This is a genomic window from Vallitalea okinawensis (assembly GCF_002964605.1).
In the GTDB taxonomy this organism is placed as follows: Bacteria; Bacillota; Clostridia; order Lachnospirales; family PQDH01; genus Vallitalea_A; species Vallitalea_A okinawensis.
The window spans coordinates 625,026-643,752 of record NZ_PQDH01000003.1; the positions used below are offsets into that span (position 1 = coordinate 625,026).

At 30.8% G+C, this 18,727-nt stretch carries 23 protein-coding genes; all 23 read right to left on the bottom strand.

Annotated features, from left to right (window positions below; genetic code table 11):
* Window positions 1-24: 24 nt before the first annotated feature.
* Complete coding sequence (locus C1Y58_RS12460) at window positions 25-546, bottom strand: hypothetical protein (RefSeq protein WP_105616371.1); 522 nt, start codon at window positions 544-546, stop codon at window positions 25-27.
* Between the two features lie 217 nt (window positions 547-763).
* The gene (locus C1Y58_RS12465; RefSeq protein ID WP_105616372.1) at window positions 764-1,312 is read right to left on the bottom strand and encodes a GNAT family N-acetyltransferase; all 549 of its coding nucleotides are present in this window, start codon (window positions 1,310-1,312) and stop codon (window positions 764-766) included.
* A 20-nt stretch (window positions 1,313-1,332) separates the two neighbouring features.
* Complete coding sequence (locus tag C1Y58_RS12470; protein WP_105616373.1) at window positions 1,333-1,914, bottom strand: carbon-nitrogen hydrolase family protein; 582 nt, start codon at window positions 1,912-1,914, stop codon at window positions 1,333-1,335.
* Window positions 1,915-2,166: 252 nt separating this feature from the next.
* Window positions 2,167-2,685, bottom strand: a complete 519-nt coding sequence (locus C1Y58_RS12475) for a GNAT family N-acetyltransferase (protein ID WP_157950071.1) — start codon at window positions 2,683-2,685, stop codon at window positions 2,167-2,169.
* Window positions 2,686-2,740: 55 nt separating this feature from the next.
* The gene (locus C1Y58_RS12480; RefSeq protein ID WP_105616375.1) at window positions 2,741-3,661 is read right to left on the bottom strand and encodes a hypothetical protein; all 921 of its coding nucleotides are present in this window, start codon (window positions 3,659-3,661) and stop codon (window positions 2,741-2,743) included.
* Between the two features lie 165 nt (window positions 3,662-3,826).
* Entirely contained in the window at window positions 3,827-4,348 is a 522-nt protein-coding gene (locus C1Y58_RS12485; RefSeq protein WP_105616376.1) for a GNAT family N-acetyltransferase, read from the bottom strand.
* A gap of 48 nt (window positions 4,349-4,396) precedes the next feature.
* A complete protein-coding gene (locus tag C1Y58_RS12490) occupies window positions 4,397-5,230 on the bottom strand; it encodes a CPBP family intramembrane glutamic endopeptidase (protein ID WP_105616377.1) in 834 nt (277 codons plus the stop codon).
* 350 nt (window positions 5,231-5,580) lie between these two features.
* Complete coding sequence (locus C1Y58_RS12495; RefSeq protein ID WP_105616378.1) at window positions 5,581-6,000, bottom strand: pyridoxamine 5'-phosphate oxidase family protein; 420 nt, start codon at window positions 5,998-6,000, stop codon at window positions 5,581-5,583.
* Window positions 6,001-6,147: 147 nt separating this feature from the next.
* Entirely contained in the window at window positions 6,148-6,510 is a 363-nt protein-coding gene (locus C1Y58_RS12500; RefSeq protein ID WP_105616379.1) for a hypothetical protein, read from the bottom strand.
* Window positions 6,511-6,533: 23 nt separating this feature from the next.
* Complete coding sequence (locus C1Y58_RS12505) at window positions 6,534-7,424, bottom strand: PhzF family phenazine biosynthesis protein (RefSeq protein WP_105616380.1); 891 nt, start codon at window positions 7,422-7,424, stop codon at window positions 6,534-6,536.
* A gap of 363 nt (window positions 7,425-7,787) precedes the next feature.
* Window positions 7,788-8,099, bottom strand: coding sequence for a hypothetical protein (locus tag C1Y58_RS12510; protein ID WP_105616381.1), 312 nt, complete (start codon window positions 8,097-8,099; stop codon window positions 7,788-7,790).
* A gap of 126 nt (window positions 8,100-8,225) precedes the next feature.
* Window positions 8,226-9,164, bottom strand: a complete 939-nt coding sequence (locus C1Y58_RS12515; RefSeq protein WP_157950072.1) for a hypothetical protein — start codon at window positions 9,162-9,164, stop codon at window positions 8,226-8,228.
* Between the two features lie 65 nt (window positions 9,165-9,229).
* The gene (locus C1Y58_RS12520) at window positions 9,230-9,856 is read right to left on the bottom strand and encodes a DUF2441 domain-containing protein (protein WP_105616383.1); all 627 of its coding nucleotides are present in this window, start codon (window positions 9,854-9,856) and stop codon (window positions 9,230-9,232) included.
* A 142-nt stretch (window positions 9,857-9,998) separates the two neighbouring features.
* Window positions 9,999-11,114 (bottom strand): hypothetical protein, encoded by a 1,116-nt coding sequence (locus C1Y58_RS12525; RefSeq protein ID WP_105616384.1) that lies wholly within the window; start codon window positions 11,112-11,114, stop codon window positions 9,999-10,001.
* 102 nt (window positions 11,115-11,216) lie between these two features.
* Complete coding sequence (locus C1Y58_RS12530; RefSeq protein WP_105616385.1) at window positions 11,217-12,062, bottom strand: hypothetical protein; 846 nt, start codon at window positions 12,060-12,062, stop codon at window positions 11,217-11,219.
* Between the two features lie 120 nt (window positions 12,063-12,182).
* Window positions 12,183-12,662, bottom strand: coding sequence for a hypothetical protein (locus C1Y58_RS12535; RefSeq protein ID WP_105616386.1), 480 nt, complete (start codon window positions 12,660-12,662; stop codon window positions 12,183-12,185).
* A 178-nt stretch (window positions 12,663-12,840) separates the two neighbouring features.
* Window positions 12,841-13,488, bottom strand: coding sequence for a class I SAM-dependent methyltransferase (locus tag C1Y58_RS12540; protein WP_105616387.1), 648 nt, complete (start codon window positions 13,486-13,488; stop codon window positions 12,841-12,843).
* A gap of 148 nt (window positions 13,489-13,636) precedes the next feature.
* Window positions 13,637-14,731 (bottom strand): tetratricopeptide repeat protein, encoded by a 1,095-nt coding sequence (locus C1Y58_RS12545; RefSeq protein WP_105616388.1) that lies wholly within the window; start codon window positions 14,729-14,731, stop codon window positions 13,637-13,639.
* A 59-nt stretch (window positions 14,732-14,790) separates the two neighbouring features.
* Window positions 14,791-15,486: a class I SAM-dependent methyltransferase gene (locus C1Y58_RS12550; RefSeq protein ID WP_105616389.1), complete on the bottom strand. Its 696-nt coding sequence runs from the start codon at window positions 15,484-15,486 to the stop codon at window positions 14,791-14,793.
* Between the two features lie 162 nt (window positions 15,487-15,648).
* Window positions 15,649-16,434 (bottom strand): class I SAM-dependent methyltransferase, encoded by a 786-nt coding sequence (locus C1Y58_RS12555; protein ID WP_105616390.1) that lies wholly within the window; start codon window positions 16,432-16,434, stop codon window positions 15,649-15,651.
* A gap of 108 nt (window positions 16,435-16,542) precedes the next feature.
* A complete protein-coding gene (locus C1Y58_RS12560) occupies window positions 16,543-17,310 on the bottom strand; it encodes a lysophospholipid acyltransferase family protein (RefSeq protein ID WP_330404420.1) in 768 nt (255 codons plus the stop codon).
* Window positions 17,311-17,374: 64 nt separating this feature from the next.
* Window positions 17,375-17,944 (bottom strand): GNAT family N-acetyltransferase, encoded by a 570-nt coding sequence (locus C1Y58_RS12565; protein ID WP_105616392.1) that lies wholly within the window; start codon window positions 17,942-17,944, stop codon window positions 17,375-17,377.
* A gap of 49 nt (window positions 17,945-17,993) precedes the next feature.
* The gene (locus C1Y58_RS12570) at window positions 17,994-18,713 is read right to left on the bottom strand and encodes a CPBP family intramembrane glutamic endopeptidase (RefSeq protein WP_157950073.1); all 720 of its coding nucleotides are present in this window, start codon (window positions 18,711-18,713) and stop codon (window positions 17,994-17,996) included.
* Between the last annotated feature and the right edge of the window lie 14 nt (window positions 18,714-18,727).

Genomic DNA, 18,727 nt, shown 5'->3' on the forward strand with positions numbered 1-18,727 from the left:
TCAATATTTCTTAAGGCTTTAATCTTATTTACTTATCAGATCAAACTCATTGCTATAAGTCCTTATTATATGTTCCTTAAAATCTTGAGTTATTATAAAGAAGTTAGCACCATCAATATTTGCCTTATTATCGTTTTCAAAGAAACTAAAAGGCAGTAATATACTCCCTACAGCATAACCTTCGTCTCTATGCCTTACTAACCTTAAATTAACTCTATACTCTTTACCACGATCGTTAGGTAAGTCAGCGATATATTGCTCATATGTATAATTTTCTAGATGGCTTAATGAGGCAAACTCATTTAGTATGTACTTTGTTTCTTTATCATTATTCATCTGTGGAACATAAATCACTTGCTCATCTCTATACCAGCTTAAGCATTCTACATCTATAGGTTTCTTAAAATCATACCATTTATAACCATACATTTCCAAATTACCTTTTGGATAATCAAATGGTGTAAATATATATAGGTATTTCATGATTATTATTGTTAATATCATAAGTGAAATAGTCAAACCTATAAATAAATTTCTCTTTTTCATTAGAAATCCCTCCAACTTATGTCTTTAGAACTCAAAAGTTATGAAACAACTATACTTCATATCTTATAATATATTCAATATCTTATTATTGCATAATTTAGTTTTAAACTCCGGGACAAGATAGTAATAGCTGCAACTTTATATAAAATAGCCCTTTTTTGTTTCAGACTATAAATCTTAATCTGTCAACAGACCTTCTCCATCTTTTATCTTACAACTATTTTTTGATTATTCCATATAGATCACAATCTACAAATTTTCCCCTAATATTCTTACGATAATGGCGTAATGTTCCTTCAAAAAGCAAACCAGCTTTTTTCATAACGTTTCCTGATGCCGGATTATCAGTATGATGATATGCTTCAATTCTTTCAAATCCAACTTCATAGAGAAGGAATTGGATAATTTCCTTAAAAGCTTCTGTAGTTATCCCTCTTCCCCAGAAATTCCTCCCAATACAATAACCAATACTACATGACTCATGTTGATTATTTAAACTTACTACTCCAATAGAGCCAATAACTATGTTATCTTCTTTATAGGTAATAGCCCAGGAATATGTATCATCTTTATCGTAACTCTCCATCCAAGATTCTAAAATCTTTCTAGTAGTGTCAATACTCTTATGTGTTGGCCAAGACAAGCATTCAGTTACTTTGTCATCATTAGCCCAATTATTATACATATCCTCTGCATCTTTCACAGTAAACCTTCTGAGTTTAAGTCTTTCTGTCTCTATCGTTTGTGTTCCTTTATGATATAACATATACATATCTCCTTTACTTACTAAAATTCTATCTCAAGTACACCTTCTATCTTTGGTAAACTAATTACTGTATCTTTGTAAATATATGAGCTGTAACCTACGTTTTTATCACTAAGAATACTACTCACTAGAATTGGAATGTTATACTTTTTTGATATTTGCTTTAGATCTGTCAAAACTCGCTCTAGACTGTATTCTGAGAAATGATAGACAAAAACTAAAAACTTAACATCTATTAGATTAAATGAATCGATATACCGCATATCCGTACATATTATCACCTTGTAATTTTTATCATTATGTTCAAAGACTTCTTCTACCATACCTGGAATTAATCCATTTTCTAATTCTATGGAATCAGGATGCAATTTACACTGCCTCTTTTCAGACGGAAATAGTTGGCTACAATTATACATATTACCTTCTAGTTTAATAATATAATTTAACAAGAGTTCTTTACCTTCAGGTATTCTTAATTCACCTATAGCCATCTTTATTGCCTCAATCCACAGACCCAAATCCACTTCTTTTTCTAAAATCAGCGAACCTGTCAAGGCATACTCTGGTAATAATAGGAGTTCACCTGCTGATTCCAGTATCAATTTCTGAATCTTGGTCTTGTTATATTCTATATCGCCTCTATGAATTAAAGGTTGTAAAATTGATACTTCATATAGTATCTCTCCAATCTTTTTTTATAGTACCACTAGCAAGACTCTGAACCATATAACGGAGTATATTTTTTCAAAGAATAATTCTACTGTAGGTTGATATTTCCAGTCCCTAAAAACTATTTCATATAGACCCGAACATGCGTATATGCTTTTTCAGCTGTAGTCGGATGATCTAGTGCGTTAAGCATATTTGCATTCCCATTCCTCTTTAGTCATAGAATACCGCACACTATCACATAAATTCCTACTGTATTTACGCAGTGTTCCTTCATAAGTGAAACCACATTTTTCAATAACACGTTTAGATTGTATGTTATACGGATAATGGCAAACTGCCACAACCATTAGATCAAGCTCGCGGAAAGCGTATTCAAGCACTCGTTTTGTAGCTTCAGATGTATATCCTTTATTCTGGTAATCCTCTGATAAAACATATTCTATTTCTTTATAACGGTCATGTCTGTTTATATCAGTTAAGGATATTGTACCAATTGGTTTATTGTTATCTTTTAAAACAATCGCCCATATCTCTTGATACTCAATCCAACTGCGGATAGCTTCAAGACTTTCATCGATACTTTCATGGGGTTGCCAACTGGCACCTACTACATTAGGACTCTTAGCAAACTCAAACAAATCGACAGCATCATTTTCATGCCATTCCCGAAGTATTAAACGGTCAGTATCAAGCGTTTTCACGACATACTCCTCCTTAAACCTTTCACTAAATTTGTAAAACATATAATCAAAAATATTACTTTGTTATTGCATGTATTAATGTTTGAATAAATGTGGCTACTATTCTCATTGTATGTGTCGATTTATCATTATCGATAACTTCTCCATCTTCATTTTCTGTTAGGAACATTACGCCATTATTATACCACTTAGTGGAGTCGGTTAAATCCATATCTGATATCTGAGTTTCATTTTCATATTTAGCCCTTTTTCTAATTATTCCGTTACCTATCACTAAATCGATACTTTCAAGTTGTTCAATATGAATAGGGTCTATATTAAGCTCTGAATAATCAATTAAATTTACATAGTCATTGCTTATTAAATCACAAATAACATTTACCATTTGATCTTGGGATTCACCTTTAAAATGAGAGTCTTTAAGCTTTATGCCTTCAAATAGTAAATTCGCCATCCCTTCTACATTAAGGTTTCCTGTACCATCTAATTCTTTTAGTATTTCTTCTGTTAATGAATTGCTAAAAATAACTGATTGCTCCTTATTTGATATCATAGATTCTAAACTAAATTCAACAGTTCCTTTTAGATTTATGGACTTCACATACCTATCTACTTCTATGATTTGTTGCATAGTCATATCTAAATCCCAAGAAACAAACCTTCTAACGTTAGGAAACAAATATATATCCTCATAGGTATCTGGGTTAAAATCTTCATGTATAACTACGGTTTCCATATTATTAATATCTTCTTGACTCAGCGGTTCCCAAATTCGTTCGGAATCAAGTGGTAAATCAATGTTTCTCTGAAGTATTATAGATTTTTTAAACTCTTCATCAATAAACTCAATTTCTTTTTCCGCTGCATAAGCAATACTTCCATTAACCCACAGCCACCCTATATCTAGTACATTTATTACCAGTATCACAGTAATGAAAAATAAACTAGTTGCTATACCCACCCTTAATTGACTCATAATTGAACCTCGTCCTATCTTTTCTGATTTTAATTTACAATAATACTCAACTGATGAACTATGTATAAATCCATCTATTTTTAGATTTTTTTCTCTGAATCACCCATCATTATTCATATTCATGACCTCAACAAATATTATGTTTATGATTTCTGCCAATGAAAGTTAGTTAGTTGTTAATGTAATCCTATATTTATGTAGATATTCATTTTCTTCCTTATCAAAAATGGTTTCTAAAAATTCACCGTTGTTCTTTTCTATAATTTTCTTTGAGGCAGTATTGTCTATGTTACAAGTTAAAATTACTTCTTCTATTCCTAATTTCATGACCTTTCTCAATGCCAATTTTAAAATTTGATAGCCATATCCTTTATTTCTACAATTTGGTGAAATATCATAACCTATATGTCCAGCACATTCTACCTCTTGTTGTCTAATTCTCACTACACCTACAACTGTTTCTTTTTCATCAATTAACCAGAATGTTGAAGTTATAACTTCTCCTTGAGGTAGGTCGTTTCCCTTTGAATAATTGTTTAAGTCGTTTAAATAATCTTGGAAATTTTTTAATGCTTTTTTATACTTATTAAAATAATGTTCATCATCTATTTTTCTGTATGCTAGGACATAATTTTCAAAACTTTTTTGATATCTTTTATTAGGCTTGACTAAAAATAAATCCTTCATATTTTTCCTCCATTTTGGATGTACTAAACAGCCCTTCCCTCAATCTCTTCAACTTTTTCTTTTATATAATCTACTTGATTTGTGTTGTTTTCTAAGTGATATTATATGCCAGTATAATAATGCGAATGCTGTAATCAAATAGCATAATGCAAATATTGAAACTAGGTCTATTAAGTTACCTTTAAACAGTTCTGTATAGAAGTTTAACATAAAGTGAATCCAAATAGGGACAAATAAATTTTTGCAATGATGATAACAAATACCAATTATTACCCCAACTGAAGTAATACATATACTAAACATTACTATATACTTTATGAGTTCAACGCCATTATACCCTGTAGTTAAAAACCACAAAGGTGCATGAAAAAAGGTCCAGATTAAACCAACTACTAATGATCCGATAATTACACCAAACTTTTCTTCAATAGCTGGTTGCAAATATCCTCTCCAACCACTTTCTTCTCCAACTGCTCCTTGTATTAAAGTAAAAAAAATAGCTGGTAAGATTGTAGAAATAGATAAATCCAATAAACTCATAACAGTAAAATCTAGTTGAATAGCTATAATGTATATACTGAACATAAATATTAATAATTGAATAAGGAATGTCACCAGCAATAGTCTAAGATTAAGTTTCTCACTAAAACATTTTCTATAAAAATTATTTACAGAACTATTTGGGTAGAGCTTTTTAAACATAACTAGAAGTACTATAGTAGGAGACCATGAGACTATAGCTGTCAAGAACTGCATAACCAATGGTGTTCCATCCAATACTAGTGTTGCTATACCTCCTAACGAAAATATCATTAGCCAACATAAAACATACGTAAAAATTATATATCGTACTACATTACTTTTTACTTTTATAAGTTGCATGTACTCACCCCTCCTTAACCCTACTCTTTCTCCTCTTTATAACTCAGCAATTAATCTTTGAAAACTTCTGATTATTCATTTTTTCCTTATGTATCTGTTTGGCTTAGACTGGTAAAATTGAAATCAGATATCCTCCCAAAATCAAGCTAATAAAATTAGCAATAAGAACATAGGACAATATAAACGCCTAGATTCCATCGTTTTTAATTTTCAGATATCCAGACATTTGATTTTTTATTCATAATCCTTTCTCCTTTTGGTCGTTTTCCATCCTCTCTATATTTTATAATGTCTTTTAATAGCTCCTCTAAATATCACCGAATTCATCATTACCTATAAAGTTATGTATATTACTTGATAATAAAGTCATTAGAATTAAACTTATGATAATATCTTCCTTTTTCAGCAGTAAACATAAGAACACAATAGTCTGGATCGTGAATACCCTTAGGATAGTATCTTTCATCCCCATCAAGCCAAATCATCTCTCTTATGTTATCATCATGTATAACCTTCATAACCCCTTTTAACATTACTCCTTTAAAAAGTTTATTATCATAAAAATATAAACATGCCTTAGGGTTCTTGATATATTGCTCCACTCTCATAGATGATGTATTGGTTGAAAAATAGATATGTTTTATTCCATCCTTCTTACGTGGAGGTAGCATCGCTTTTGTATTAGGATAACCATCCTCATCTATTGAGCTTATTATTACACTTGGTACATTATTAATAAGTTCGACACTCTCTTTTACAATGTTTTCCATATACTTTTTCCTCCTTAATCATTTGTACAATCTTTACTTAAGTTTATATCCATTGGGAACCTCACTTTGGTTAGGTATTGCCTCGTTACACTTATTACAAATTATACTTGATATGTGGATAAGTCGTAAATAGCACCTTAATAATACTTACTTTGGATATGTAATGAAGTATACCAAAATCATAAGCACAGTACAGAGTATAACGTTATATATGGTATGTCTAATAATTTTAATCTCTTTAAGCCTCTTATAACACTGAATATTTATATAACTTATACCAGCGATTGTTATAAAAAATAGAAAACCTAATGCATAAATCCTTATTTTAATTTCACTTATAAGAACTATCATCACTACAGAAAGAAAACTTAATAGTTTGTCTTTTTTTGTACTGCTATCACCTGTAAACTTAACCCAATTAGTATAATTACTTTCATGTGCTCTTTTAATTTGAAGAAAACTATATAACAAATTGAATATTATTATACCTGCTAATAAAGTAGAATCCAATCTCTTCCCCCCTCTTATGATTCTTATAATAAATTATACTTCCCTTCAATTCTAGTTACTGCTCCACCACCAAACAAGACTCTATTGACATCATTAGAATCTACTTGAGTTTTAAGTTTAACAACATTATACCTATCTTTAAATCCATTCTGTTCAATTGATATAATATTTCCATCCCATCTTTTATGATTTAACAAGTAATAACCTAAAGCTGAATTTCCTGAACCCGTTGCAGGATCTTCAAGATATCCAAACTTGGGAGCAAAAACCCTAGTTCTATAAGCAGTGTCTGAACTTTCAACCTCATTACAAAATACCTCGATAATATCAATGTTATAACCAAAACAAAACTCTCTTAGTTCTTCAAGATTAGGTTTCATGCTTAATATTGTTTCTAAAGAATTTATTGAAATAATTAACGTTTCCAAACCCGCATTAATTATTTCAGGTTTAATATTTATATCTGATATTTTGATTTTCAGAACCTCTGCAATTTTCTCAATTGGTATTTGTGTCTTATTAAATTTTGGAATAGGTGACATTATAAATACTGCATTCTCTTCTTTGATTCTATTTTGAACAATCAATTGCCCCTTATTAGTAGTAATATTAATCTCATAAGTATTGATTAGTTCTTTGTCATTTTTTATTATGTCATACATGATTGCAATTGTTGCATGTCCACAAAATTCTACTTCTCTTTCAGCAGAAAAATATCGTAACGTATATTTTCTATTATCACTTTTAGTGATATATCCTACTTCATTAACATATCCTCTTAATTGACTAGCAATCTTTAACATTTCATTATCATTAATATCATTAAATGAATTTAATGATATATATCCTGCTGGATTACCATCTGAATTATTGGTAGCAAATGCATCAATCTTTTTAAAAGTAAAACTCTTCATAACTATCTCCTTCTTTATAACCCTACTGAAGTGTTGCACTTATAGTCCTTTTAATTCAATTTTTTTGATTCTACATACTCTTTAATTACTGTTCCCTCTTCAAAAATCAAATTCATCCTTATTTGTTCAGACTTTGAATTATCATAGTACTCATAATAAGTAGAACCATTTTCGTCAACCTCTAGTAAACATGAATATCTTGATGGACCACTTATGGGTAAGTGCTTTGCTCATCCTCTATCAATTTAGTATCGTCAATTTGTGAGTACAACGCTTCTTTACTATGACATACTACACTTAATACTATAAAAATCATTAGTATAAATATCTTTATAACTCTCAAGTTTTTCATGGCTAATTCCTCTAATTCCAATTTTTAAAGATAATGAAAGTCCAAAGAACTCCAATACAAAAGCTAACTAGATTTATAATTATGTATATGTTTTTTATTTTTGGTAATTTTCGTATAAGATAATAGTTTGATGAAATAAATAAAAGCATATATATTATTATGATTAAGATACCCAATGGAATATAAAGGTAAGTCATTTCTTCGCCAACATCAACTCCATAACCAGTGATAAATATGAAGGAATAAAATGCAACGAATAGTAATAGAAATCCTAAAGCAAAATTTAAAATCGCTGAAACTATCATCAATCTAATTTTTCTCATGTACAACCTCATTTCATCAAATCTCTAACATAGTCTGTTCTAATGTTTATAACTTGCGACGTTTCCCATCCTTAGATGTCCTCGATGTTTTTGGAGTATTATTCATATCCCAACGTCACCTCTAATTCAAACATTTCCTGAAGCTAGATCACAAAGCAACTTCACAATTTGCGATTTTGTACCTTGAATTAAATTAACACCTACAGGTCTGCCACGAGTTCCAGATATCTCAGACACATGAAATTCGTGAATAAGATTATCTATTAATAACATTTTGACTTGCGAAGATCTTGCTATGTCCCAATTTTTAACAAACTTATTGAATATTGGTGTAGCGGCACCACTTGGCATATTATTCTCTCTATATGACTTTCTGTAAGCATGATATGTATACTTTAGCCCACATTTACATGTAAGCTCACCTTCTCCACTCAGTATTTCACCACATGCCAAACACTTAATCTTCCCTTGCTCCATGAGGTCGAAAATTTCTTTTGAAGTTTTGCATCTAACATAAATAGCTAGTCCCACTTCTTCTAATAATTCTTGGTCAAGCATACCTTTTGTATCACTATTGTATAACCTTTTAATATCTGAACGAGATACTTTTGGACACCATTTGCAATTCCTTTTGTATTTCAATTCTGTTGATTTTGATTTTTGTAACCTATTTTCTTTCATGCGCTTTCTACGCGCTTCACAAAACTCTGCATATCTCACAAGAAAACCATCATGAAACTTAGTATCAACTAAATCAATTGCCTTGGACAAATTATCAACATTATGTATATGTATATCTTCTACAGAGAAATAATCGCTATTAAAAGTAACTTCCTTAATTAATATATATCCGCTGCGTCCATATGAGTAAAACCAACCCTTTTGCTTGTTGTAGCGTGGTAAGACATACCCAAGATTATAATCATTAAGAAGCTTTTCATTAAATCTTTCAAATGCTTCAAAGGCATCAGGTGACATGTAAGCTTTTATCTCAGCTATCCGAGGCTTGCTTTTTCTATTGTACAGTTCTGACCATTCCATATTATCACTCCATATCTTTTTCAAGATAATAACTACCATATTCATGATTCATTGGATCCTTGATATGTACTACATGAAAACACACATTGTTAGATGGTGTCTACGGATCTCTTGCTTGACGAATTATCAGTAAAGTCTTCCACAATTTCTAAAACCTTTATCCTTCCATTCACTAGGACTTCTGGCAATATATCATCATTGATACCTTTCCAATATTCTCTTGCCTGGCTTATCTTCTGTGAAAATGGTGCTGCATCAATATTTGGTAACAAGCCACCATCACCGATAAAATATACACCATCTGTTACTACCTTTACAATTTGTAAGACTTGTCGATTATACGATTCAAAAATCTCTTTCCACTGTAATACCTCTTCATAATTTCTAGCAGCATATAAGCAAGATAATCTTGATGGATATTCTGGGTACTCACTTAGTCTTACCAGTTCAGCAATCGTCTCTCGTATAGATCTACTTGTATTATCTATATATGAATGTATTACATTTGCATCTTCATGATTTAACGAAATCCCTTCATTAGTTAGGTTATCTTTTAATATATCCATAACATCTTCGCCTTTATCATTATAGAATTCTTTTTCAAAGAAAAATCCATATAGAGTATTCTTAGTTTTTTCATCGAAATGAATAGTCTGTCCAAGAGTCATTTTTCTATTTGTAACAAGATGATAAAAATACTGTTCGTTCTTTGACATAATATAACTCCAAGTCTACTTCAAATAAAAGTTATACAATGTGCGATGATTTCATTACACAAAGTTGTATATGCGTCGTCATAGAGCTTATGCTCTTAGCTCATGGTTATGAGCTAGTAAGCAATTTAAAGATTCAAGTAATTTATTTTTTCCACTGGGTTCCGTATTTACTCTGCAAATCTATATAGTCAATAATAGTATTCATTTCTTTTTCGTTTATACTTGTCCATTCTCTTCTTGGGAAATCAGGACATAAAGCAACTTTCCTTTCATCCTTTACAACACTCACCGTTAACCTCTTATTCTTACCTCCTTTTGTGCAACGATTACATCCAAAACATCTGCGACAGCTTATCATTAAGTAGTCTTTTACATTATCATCCATCTGCTCAAAATTTTCTAATATAGCCTTTACCCCAATACAATTGAGCACTGAGAAGTAAAACTGCTCAACTCTATGAAAATGATATGAAACACTAAATCCACTTACCTCACCCTTAATGCTATATGCAATACATAAACTATTGTGATTAAATTCAACCTCTAGTTGTTTGCAGTATCCCTTATCCAATAATATTCTTTCATATTTCTCAAAAAACCCTGGTGTTAACTCATTTAGCTTCTCTACTCTTCTGATCCAATATGATAGATTATTAGTAAAAGCACAGCATGCAAATTTAAGAAGTCTAAGATCAAGTTCTCTTGTGTTATTGTTATCCTTCATTTCAGACTTGTTAAAGGATGATACAGTCTCTGATAGCAATTTCCATGCTTGAAGTACTTCACTACTTTTATTAGAGTTAAATGAAATATTATTTTTAGATTTGATGTAATTTATTCCTTCATCTTTTAGTAACTTAAAGAACGACTCTTTTATAGTAGTTTTATACTTTTTGAATACATCCCTATCAACAATCAATGTATCATTTTCTATCTCTCCATAAAGCCCTGTATAGTATAGAAATTTATAGTAATTTGATATGATCTTCATAGCTTTTTTATAAATTTTAATGATCTCTGGCTTTTCATTATTACATTGATGCAGCCTATAATACTCATCTTTATTCATAGGCAAATTCATAAGACTTGGTTTTTCATATACTTTTAATAAAATATTGCGCATTATATTGTACCATTCAAATTGATAAGTACTTTCTACAACACTTGATTTACTAGGCTTATAATCCGAATAAGAGATTATTAATCCATATAATATTCTTTCAGCAATGGTATCAAATTCAGTTCTTCTATCTACCATAACATTCACCTCCCATTTCCTCTATAATTATGCTCTTCTATGACTTAGCTACATAACACCAGTAACACTTAAATACTGTAATGAAATCCATCAAAATATAAACTAAGCATTAGCAATTTTATCTTTACCTTGCCTTAGTTTATCAACATACTTAATTATAAAACAGCTTAACATAATGGATAACACATCAATCATAACCCTCAAAATAGATTCCATTAACATACCTTCAAAAACAAATGGCATAAACATTGTAAATAAGAACCAATTTACTCCAAATACAATAATACAAAATTTTAATATTTTCTCTAATTTCAAAGTATGGTTAACTTTATCACCTAATAACATATACACTATTCCAATAACCATCCCCATAACAATAGTCCAAATAGCAGTAAAATAAGGATACTGAATATATCCAGATTGTATAATATTAGTAACATATGATATGTATCTTATACTTGTAAATACTACTGAAAAAACAACAACAATTATTATTGTATTACTGGTATTAATCCGTCTCTTTGGTAAGCTATTCTGTTCTTTGCGCATTCTTATTACACCCAACAAACACCCCATTAACAAGATAGGAAGTGCATCACAGAACCCTGTTATTAGTTCATTGATAAAGGCATTATTGCTAGTACTCACGCCTTCTAACATTCCCCATTGCCAAAGAATACTTATTGCAAAACCATACCTTAAACCACCACTAAATATATATTGCGATATACTTTGGTTAATTAAACAGAAGATAATTGCTATACCTCCAAATGCTATGATATACCATAATATTAACGTTATTGGCAGACCAAGAGTATTAACCAAGCTACTCATCCTTGCTCCCTCTAGCATTGTAGAAAACTCTGATGTCATGGCATGTAATATTATTGACAGCAAAATACAGCCAAATACTATTAAAATATTTTTTAGTATTCCCTTCTTTATCATCTCTGTTCCTCCTTGCTCTCACCAATAGATATGTAAGTCCTGTATGCCCAATCTACAATGATTCTGCTTAGATTTGCATTGTTTTCTCAAATGACCCAAATCAATATTTCCCTTTAAATATCATTCATTTGGTCTTGCTATCACATTTAAATTTTCATCAACTAACATAACTTCAGCCTTAGAATCTTTATATAGTTTAAAGGGTGTATCGGAACTTTCTCCATAGGTAACATAGTGCCATGTATCGTTAAACCAAATTCTAGTTGTATCATTTCCGTTAAAAATAAATTTGGTAATTTCCTCATCATCGATATAAATATAATAATAACTCGCATCGGCAATTACTACATCGCTATCATCTACTTTTTTAGCTACAACAGCATTGTTAAATAATCTCACCATAGCTATTATTTCTTCCATATCAGTAATAATCTTACTGTCAGATCCAAATTCTGGATTTCCCATAGCAGTGACAATCTGAATTTTACTAATAACCGATTCATCCATCTTATCTTTAAGAAGCTCATTATTTGTAGAACATGCAGTAAAACACAGATTCATTAAGCAAAAAAGAATAACCATTAACACTCTTTTCCCCAACTATATTCCACCTTTCATTTTTTTCTGCTACATATGATAATATACCTTTACTTCAATAAAGTAAATTCCCCCATCTATTCAAGAGAAAACTCTGGAATTAGATCACTTTTATCTATACGTTCCATGGACAAAGGATTTCTAATTACATTTGAATTCCTTGTTTTGATATCCCGCTCCCCTATAGTTTTTTATCTTTTGCTTTTTTACAGATAATATATCCTTTAGGACTCATATACTCACAATCTTCATATGGATATCTAGTCAATGCTTCTATTATTTTGTAATTCTGTTCCTCTAAAATCTGCACTATATCATCAATACTAAAAAAAGTGAAGTCCAATTGCATTTCTTCTTCAAACCAATTACTTAAATTAAGAACTTCATCTCCTTCATGAAACCCCAAAAATAAGATTCCCTCGTCCTCCAATATTGTCCATAAATTCTGTAATATTTTTTTGACTTCTTCCAACGTAAAATTAACAATTGAATAATATGATACAGCTCCAGCTAGACTTTCTACTTTTAATTCTAGTTCTAACATATTTCCTTTTAAAAATTCTATATCTGGATTACGTTTTCTTGCATTCTTTATCATTCCTTCTGATAAATCCAATCCAAATATATCTATCTCTTTATCCTTTATATAGCGTGCTACATGACCTGGTCCACACCCAACCTCACAGACCTTACCACCAATTCTTATTTGATTACAGAATACATCTAACAAATATCTATCCAATGGTTTGTTTTTCAGTTCATCAAAAAAACTCTCTGTATACTTACTCGCAACTTTGCTGTAGCACTGTTCTACATTCTTTATGTCCATATTCCATCTCCTTCGTATCTCTAATACTAGTATACCTCTGTTGTATAGCGTTCCAGTTTTGATACGTTTCTCTCCTTTGAGCAAAGGTGTTCTTGCTGAATAGCCAAGTACTTATTTTTGATGTCTTCCTCTATATAAAATGCGATTTTTATGCGCTAAACTCATCCATCCAATTATGGATAGGATAATCAAATATTTCAATAATCAATGTACCATCATCATCCAGGTATCCTTTAAACTCAATAACATCTTCGTATATCCCACTATTAGAAAAATCTTCATAGGTTCTTCTCAATAACATTTTTTCATCTAGAGTAAAGTATATTTCTCGGTCTTGCACCTTATATGTACCCTCAAATTGTTCACTAGGTAATTCAAAATCACCGTCACCAAATCCACTTAAATCCAAGAAAGATATTGAGAACCTACCATCTTCTTTGAATTCCATCCCACCGATTGGAGTGATAACTCCTGGACCATTTATAAACCAATCCAGTTCATGCAATATGTATTTTATGTCTCCATCCGTCATAGTTGAAAATCCTAATAGTTGTAGATATTCAAAATCTTTTCGTATCATATCTAGATCACTATCATTCTTAATCTTTTCAATGTAATCAGGTTTTATTTCTATTACCTTCTGTAAGTGATAGTGAATGGTATCTCTGCTATCATACCAAATTGGGTAGTCTAATTTCATCAAAACACCGAGTGTGCATGCATAATTATAATGAGGATATAAATATGAATCGTCTTTCTCAATTGAAGCTTTGAAATACTTCAATGCCTTTTCATATTCACCACTAGTATATAATTTATACCCAAGTGTATTCAGATCTCTTGCAGACCCCTTCATAATAATGTCATCTTCTTCTGTTTCAGTATCATTATCAGTAGTTACATCATCATTATTATCTGCATCTTCTGATATTTCACTTACAGTAGTTTCATCATCATTACTATCTGCATCTTCTTTTATTTCACCTTCAGCAGTTTCATCATTATTACTGCCTGCATCTTCTGAAATTTCGCTTTCAGCAGTTTCATCTTCTTCCAATATTTCTTCTGTTTCATTTAGAACAACATTATTATCTGTTATGGTATCTTCATCATTGCTTATAATGTTTTGATCAGAATCAATGTCTGTATATCCTTCATCTTCAATAGTTTCTTCACTTCTTGGCATACAAGATACCAAGAATAACATAATAACAAAAATAACTATTACACTTATCCTCTTCATCTCATTTAAACCTCTCCAAAAACTAAGATATTATTTAAGCTAAATAACAACTCAGTCCATTACTTTTTACAACTCAAGAAATATTGAATCATGCCGGCTACTTTCTCGGTTTTTTCTATTTCAAAGTAATCTTTCAGCATAACATCAAATTCTTGAGATGACATGTTAAATTTATCAGCTCTTCCTAAATGTTCCTCAATTAACATCGTAATTCGGAAGACTGGGCTATCAAAGTTAGGAACATCAAGAACAAATTTTCCATAAGGTTTTATAATTCGATGAGCTTCTATGATTGCTTTTTCAATAAAGTCTTTTTCAAAATACTCAAGTATGCCGACACATGCACCAATGTCAAAATAATTAGTTTCAAATGGCGTTTCATGTATACTACCGCAATACAATGATCCAATAGGCAATCTCTTCTTCATAACAAACTCATTAAGCAGCTGAATGGTTTTGCTACTTATATCAACCCCATGATATATTGAGAGCCAATTATCATACCCATTGAACATTAGGTTTAAACAGCATCCGAGATCAATAAATTTCATATTTGCATTTGGCGAAAGATAATCCTTGATTTCCTTACGTCCACTATCGGATAGTTGTCCTTCCATTTTCAGCCTCTGAAACATAGGATAGTCGGGATGATTTGTAATATGCTCTGGTAGATTTTCGTACAAATCAATACCCCTCCTCCCAAAATCAATGGCTTTATCATAGGATTTTGCAACCAACTCCAAATGGTTTTCCATTATGTTTCGCTCCCTTCACTTTCACTCTCCCTTGCACTTCTTAAAACTTCTAGACGATTTAACTTATTATATCCCATCAATTCTATATAGTTACATTCTATTTTTCATAGATTAACAAAAAAACTTTTTTGATTTATTAAAGATTATGCTCATAATAGAATGTTAAGGTTTTCTTGCTAGCTCCAAATCAATGGTATCATAAATTGTAATCACCCCACCCAATTCATCTATGGCACTCTTAATTTCACCAAAAAATTTCTTTCTTATCTTTTCTTCGATAGCAATATGATCAGAGTAGGTTCCTAAAAGTAAAATATATTCATCTGAATTAAAGGTTCTTGTCCTATAATACATCTTATAAGCAGTATCGATAAACCCATACTTTTTAGCAATCTCAGCACGGTTTTTTGCGTTTTCTTGACTATATTCCTTTTCACTGCCTAATACTCCGGGCATATAAACATCATATACTTTTTGTAGAGCTTCATGCATTCCATATCTACTTTTATCCTTATAAGGGTGATTGGCAAAACGTGCAAAGACACCTCCGCTTTTCAGCAATTTAAAAACCTTTGCATAACCTATCTCCTCAGGTATCCAGTGAAAAGCTGATGCAGAATAAATTAAATCAAGAGAATTATCTTCACATTCAAAATCCTCAAACTTAGCATTTACAACATCAAATTGTTTATAGCAGTTGAATTTCTGCTTTGCATACATTGATAATTCGTCACCATATTCTACTGCGGTTAAGATACACCCTGTTTCAAGAATAGGTAGTGTAGCTTGTCCTGTTCCGATTCCTATTTCAACTACTTTGCTTGATGAGTTTATTTCTTTATAAGTAAAAATATCCTCATATAGCTCCTCCACATAAGTAGGACGCCATTTGTCATATTCCTTGTAAACTGTGTTAAATGTCCATTCAAGTCCTTTGATAATCGGCATAATTTTCCCTCCTGTTTTTCTTAATATTGGTGACTCCTATTAAGATACTAATCTAACTTTGTTTATCTTTAACTTATACATAGAGAGGCATAACGAAATAGCGTTTTTTCAATCTACTAATTTATATACTCCTCTATAATTCTCAGGTAATAATTCAGCTATTTTCTTCATTATATATTTTGTCGCAAAATCATCATATTCTTTTTTATCTTGATCTTTTGCTCTCTTGGGAAATTCAAATTGTTTTCCAATATTGATATGAACATCTGCATAATTAAAGGTTTCCCCACTCATATCTCCTTCTTTATTTATAGGTAAGAGTTTATCTGTTCCATATAGTCCAATAGGTACAATAGGAGCTCCTGTCATTCTTGCTATAAGAAGGATTCCTTTCTTTGCTTCTATCAAACTACCAACTCTACTTCTAGTTCCTTCTGGGAAAATCAATAAACTTTCCCCTTGCTTAACAAGTTTAATAATTTTCTTAAGACCCTCTTTATCAGTAGTATTAGGTTTTATATTTGTAGTCTTTATTACATTAACCCCTATACTTGTAACAACATTATTTGACAGCTTTACACCTGCTACAAAAGTTGGATCAATCTCTTTTAAAGCCTTATCTAAAACTAATCCATCAGAATTGCTTAAATGATTACAAATAAAAATAGTTGGTGTTTTTATTCCCTTTAAGTTTTCACTCCTCTCAATGTCTATATTTGCATATTTTTTCAAGTATTTATTAACAATTTTTTTAGATGCGTATGTGACAAATTTATCCGGTAAAATATTCATAATTTTTGCTGTTGTAGTGGATATCATTTGCTTACTCCTTCCGAATGATTCTATACACTGCCTGTCCCCATAGACAAATTCCATCATCGTTTAATTCATATTTTATTTCAATTATCTTACATTTCTGATTATTAATCAACTGTGATATTTAATCCCTCAATAGTTTATACTCTCTTCTAAGCATTGCCATAATTATTCCATCCTCTAGCTTGCCTTTCATCAAATCCCTCTCTCTAAGTAGTCCCTCTCTGGTAAAGTCCAGTTTCTCTAATACTTTTACAGAGGCATCATTACCAGGCGTAATAGCAGCTTCAATTCTATTTAGATTCATAACATTAAATCCATAGTCAACAATAGCTCCAACTGCTTCAGTTGCAAATCCTTTTCCCCATTCACTTTGCGTAATATCATAGCCAATTTCAGCTCTTCTTGCCCCTTCATTAAAATCTCCCAAACAGCATATTCCAACTAATTCATCAGTACTTTTTAATATAATTCCCCACGTTATTTCTTCTTTTTCTTCTAACTCTACTCTATATCTTTTAATAAATTCATTGGCTTCTTCTTTTGCTTTTACTGGATAATAGTATTCAAATTGTGCTACTTTAGGATCACTTAGAATTTTAAACAATTGAGTAACATCTTTACTCTGGGTTTCTCTAAGTATCAATCTTTCTGTTTCTAATTCTGGAAATGGAATAAAATTTCTATTAATCATTAAAATCTCCTCTCCCCCTCACATCACATTGTAGTAGTTCTATATTATGTTAAATGCCAATGGCTAATAAAAAATCAGTTGGTGCTCCCAATAAGGCATGCATAATGATAACAATATAAATATTCTTTGTTTTACTATATACAAAAGGTATAGCTAAAAGAATTGGTAAAAAAACTAACACAGATACCCCCATAAAAAAATGATATACTCCATGCAATAGCCCACTTATTATCCATGTTTTCTTACCATAAATTAGCTCTTGTCTTGGATAGATATATCCTCTCCAAAGAATCTCTTCCCCAACATAATTAAAAAAGAAAGAAATCGGCATAAATAAAACAAATAATCGTTCAAATCCCTTTAAAGGTTTTATTATAATTGGTGAAATCTTTTCTAAATCTAACAAATCAAAAGAAATTGGTAAAACACTGAGTAATAATATAATAAGTACTGTTATAACTATAGCAACAATTAGGCTTCCAAGCATCCAAAGAAAGTCGTTTAAAACTGGTTTGCGAAAGTTTAATCTAACCTTTATATTTTCCCAACTAAGTTCATTGCCCTCAGATTTTACTAAAATTAAAGTTGTTAAGAAAATAGGGACATTCAATAGTACAGTAAAAACTGTTTGCGTTACTATGAATGGACTAATTTCTAATTCTTCAATTATTAATGGAATTAACAAGTAGTTGTAAAATGTAAACATTATACCAAAAATAAAAAACAATAAAAAACATGATAAAAATTTAATTGGTTTAATATCATTCATCTTTTTTCTCCTCG

Bases quoted from the DNA above. Each gene is read 5' to 3' on its own strand.
- C1Y58_RS12460 (WP_105616371.1), bottom strand. From the start codon at position 546: ATGAAAAAGAGAAATTTATTTATAGGTTTGACTATTTCACTTATGATA.
- C1Y58_RS12465 (WP_105616372.1), bottom strand. From the start codon at position 1,312: ATGTTATATCATAAAGGAACACAAACGATAGAGACAGAAAGACTTAAA.
- C1Y58_RS12480 (WP_105616375.1), bottom strand. From the start codon at position 3,661: ATGAGTCAATTAAGGGTGGGTATAGCAACTAGTTTATTTTTCATTACT.
- C1Y58_RS12485 (WP_105616376.1), bottom strand. From the start codon at position 4,348: ATGAAGGATTTATTTTTAGTCAAGCCTAATAAAAGATATCAAAAAAGT.
- C1Y58_RS12490 (WP_105616377.1), bottom strand. From the start codon at position 5,230: ATGCAACTTATAAAAGTAAAAAGTAATGTAGTACGATATATAATTTTT.
- C1Y58_RS12495 (WP_105616378.1), bottom strand. From the start codon at position 6,000: ATGGAAAACATTGTAAAAGAGAGTGTCGAACTTATTAATAATGTACCA.
- C1Y58_RS12505 (WP_105616380.1), bottom strand. From the start codon at position 7,424: ATGAAGAGTTTTACTTTTAAAAAGATTGATGCATTTGCTACCAATAAT.
- C1Y58_RS12510 (WP_105616381.1), bottom strand. From the start codon at position 8,099: ATGAGAAAAATTAGATTGATGATAGTTTCAGCGATTTTAAATTTTGCT.
- C1Y58_RS12520 (WP_105616383.1), bottom strand. From the start codon at position 9,856: ATGTCAAAGAACGAACAGTATTTTTATCATCTTGTTACAAATAGAAAA.
- C1Y58_RS12525 (WP_105616384.1), bottom strand. From the start codon at position 11,114: ATGGTAGATAGAAGAACTGAATTTGATACCATTGCTGAAAGAATATTA.
- C1Y58_RS12530 (WP_105616385.1), bottom strand. From the start codon at position 12,062: ATGATAAAGAAGGGAATACTAAAAAATATTTTAATAGTATTTGGCTGT.
- C1Y58_RS12540 (WP_105616387.1), bottom strand. From the start codon at position 13,488: ATGGACATAAAGAATGTAGAACAGTGCTACAGCAAAGTTGCGAGTAAG.
- C1Y58_RS12545 (WP_105616388.1), bottom strand. From the start codon at position 14,731: ATGAAGAGGATAAGTGTAATAGTTATTTTTGTTATTATGTTATTCTTG.
- C1Y58_RS12550 (WP_105616389.1), bottom strand. From the start codon at position 15,486: ATGGAAAACCATTTGGAGTTGGTTGCAAAATCCTATGATAAAGCCATT.
- C1Y58_RS12555 (WP_105616390.1), bottom strand. From the start codon at position 16,434: ATGCCGATTATCAAAGGACTTGAATGGACATTTAACACAGTTTACAAG.
- C1Y58_RS12560 (WP_330404420.1), bottom strand. From the start codon at position 17,310: ATGGAATTTGTCTATGGGGACAGGCAGTGTATAGAATCATTCGGAAGG.
- C1Y58_RS12565 (WP_105616392.1), bottom strand. From the start codon at position 17,944: ATGATTAATAGAAATTTTATTCCATTTCCAGAATTAGAAACAGAAAGA.
- C1Y58_RS12570 (WP_157950073.1), bottom strand. From the start codon at position 18,713: ATGAATGATATTAAACCAATTAAATTTTTATCATGTTTTTTATTGTTT.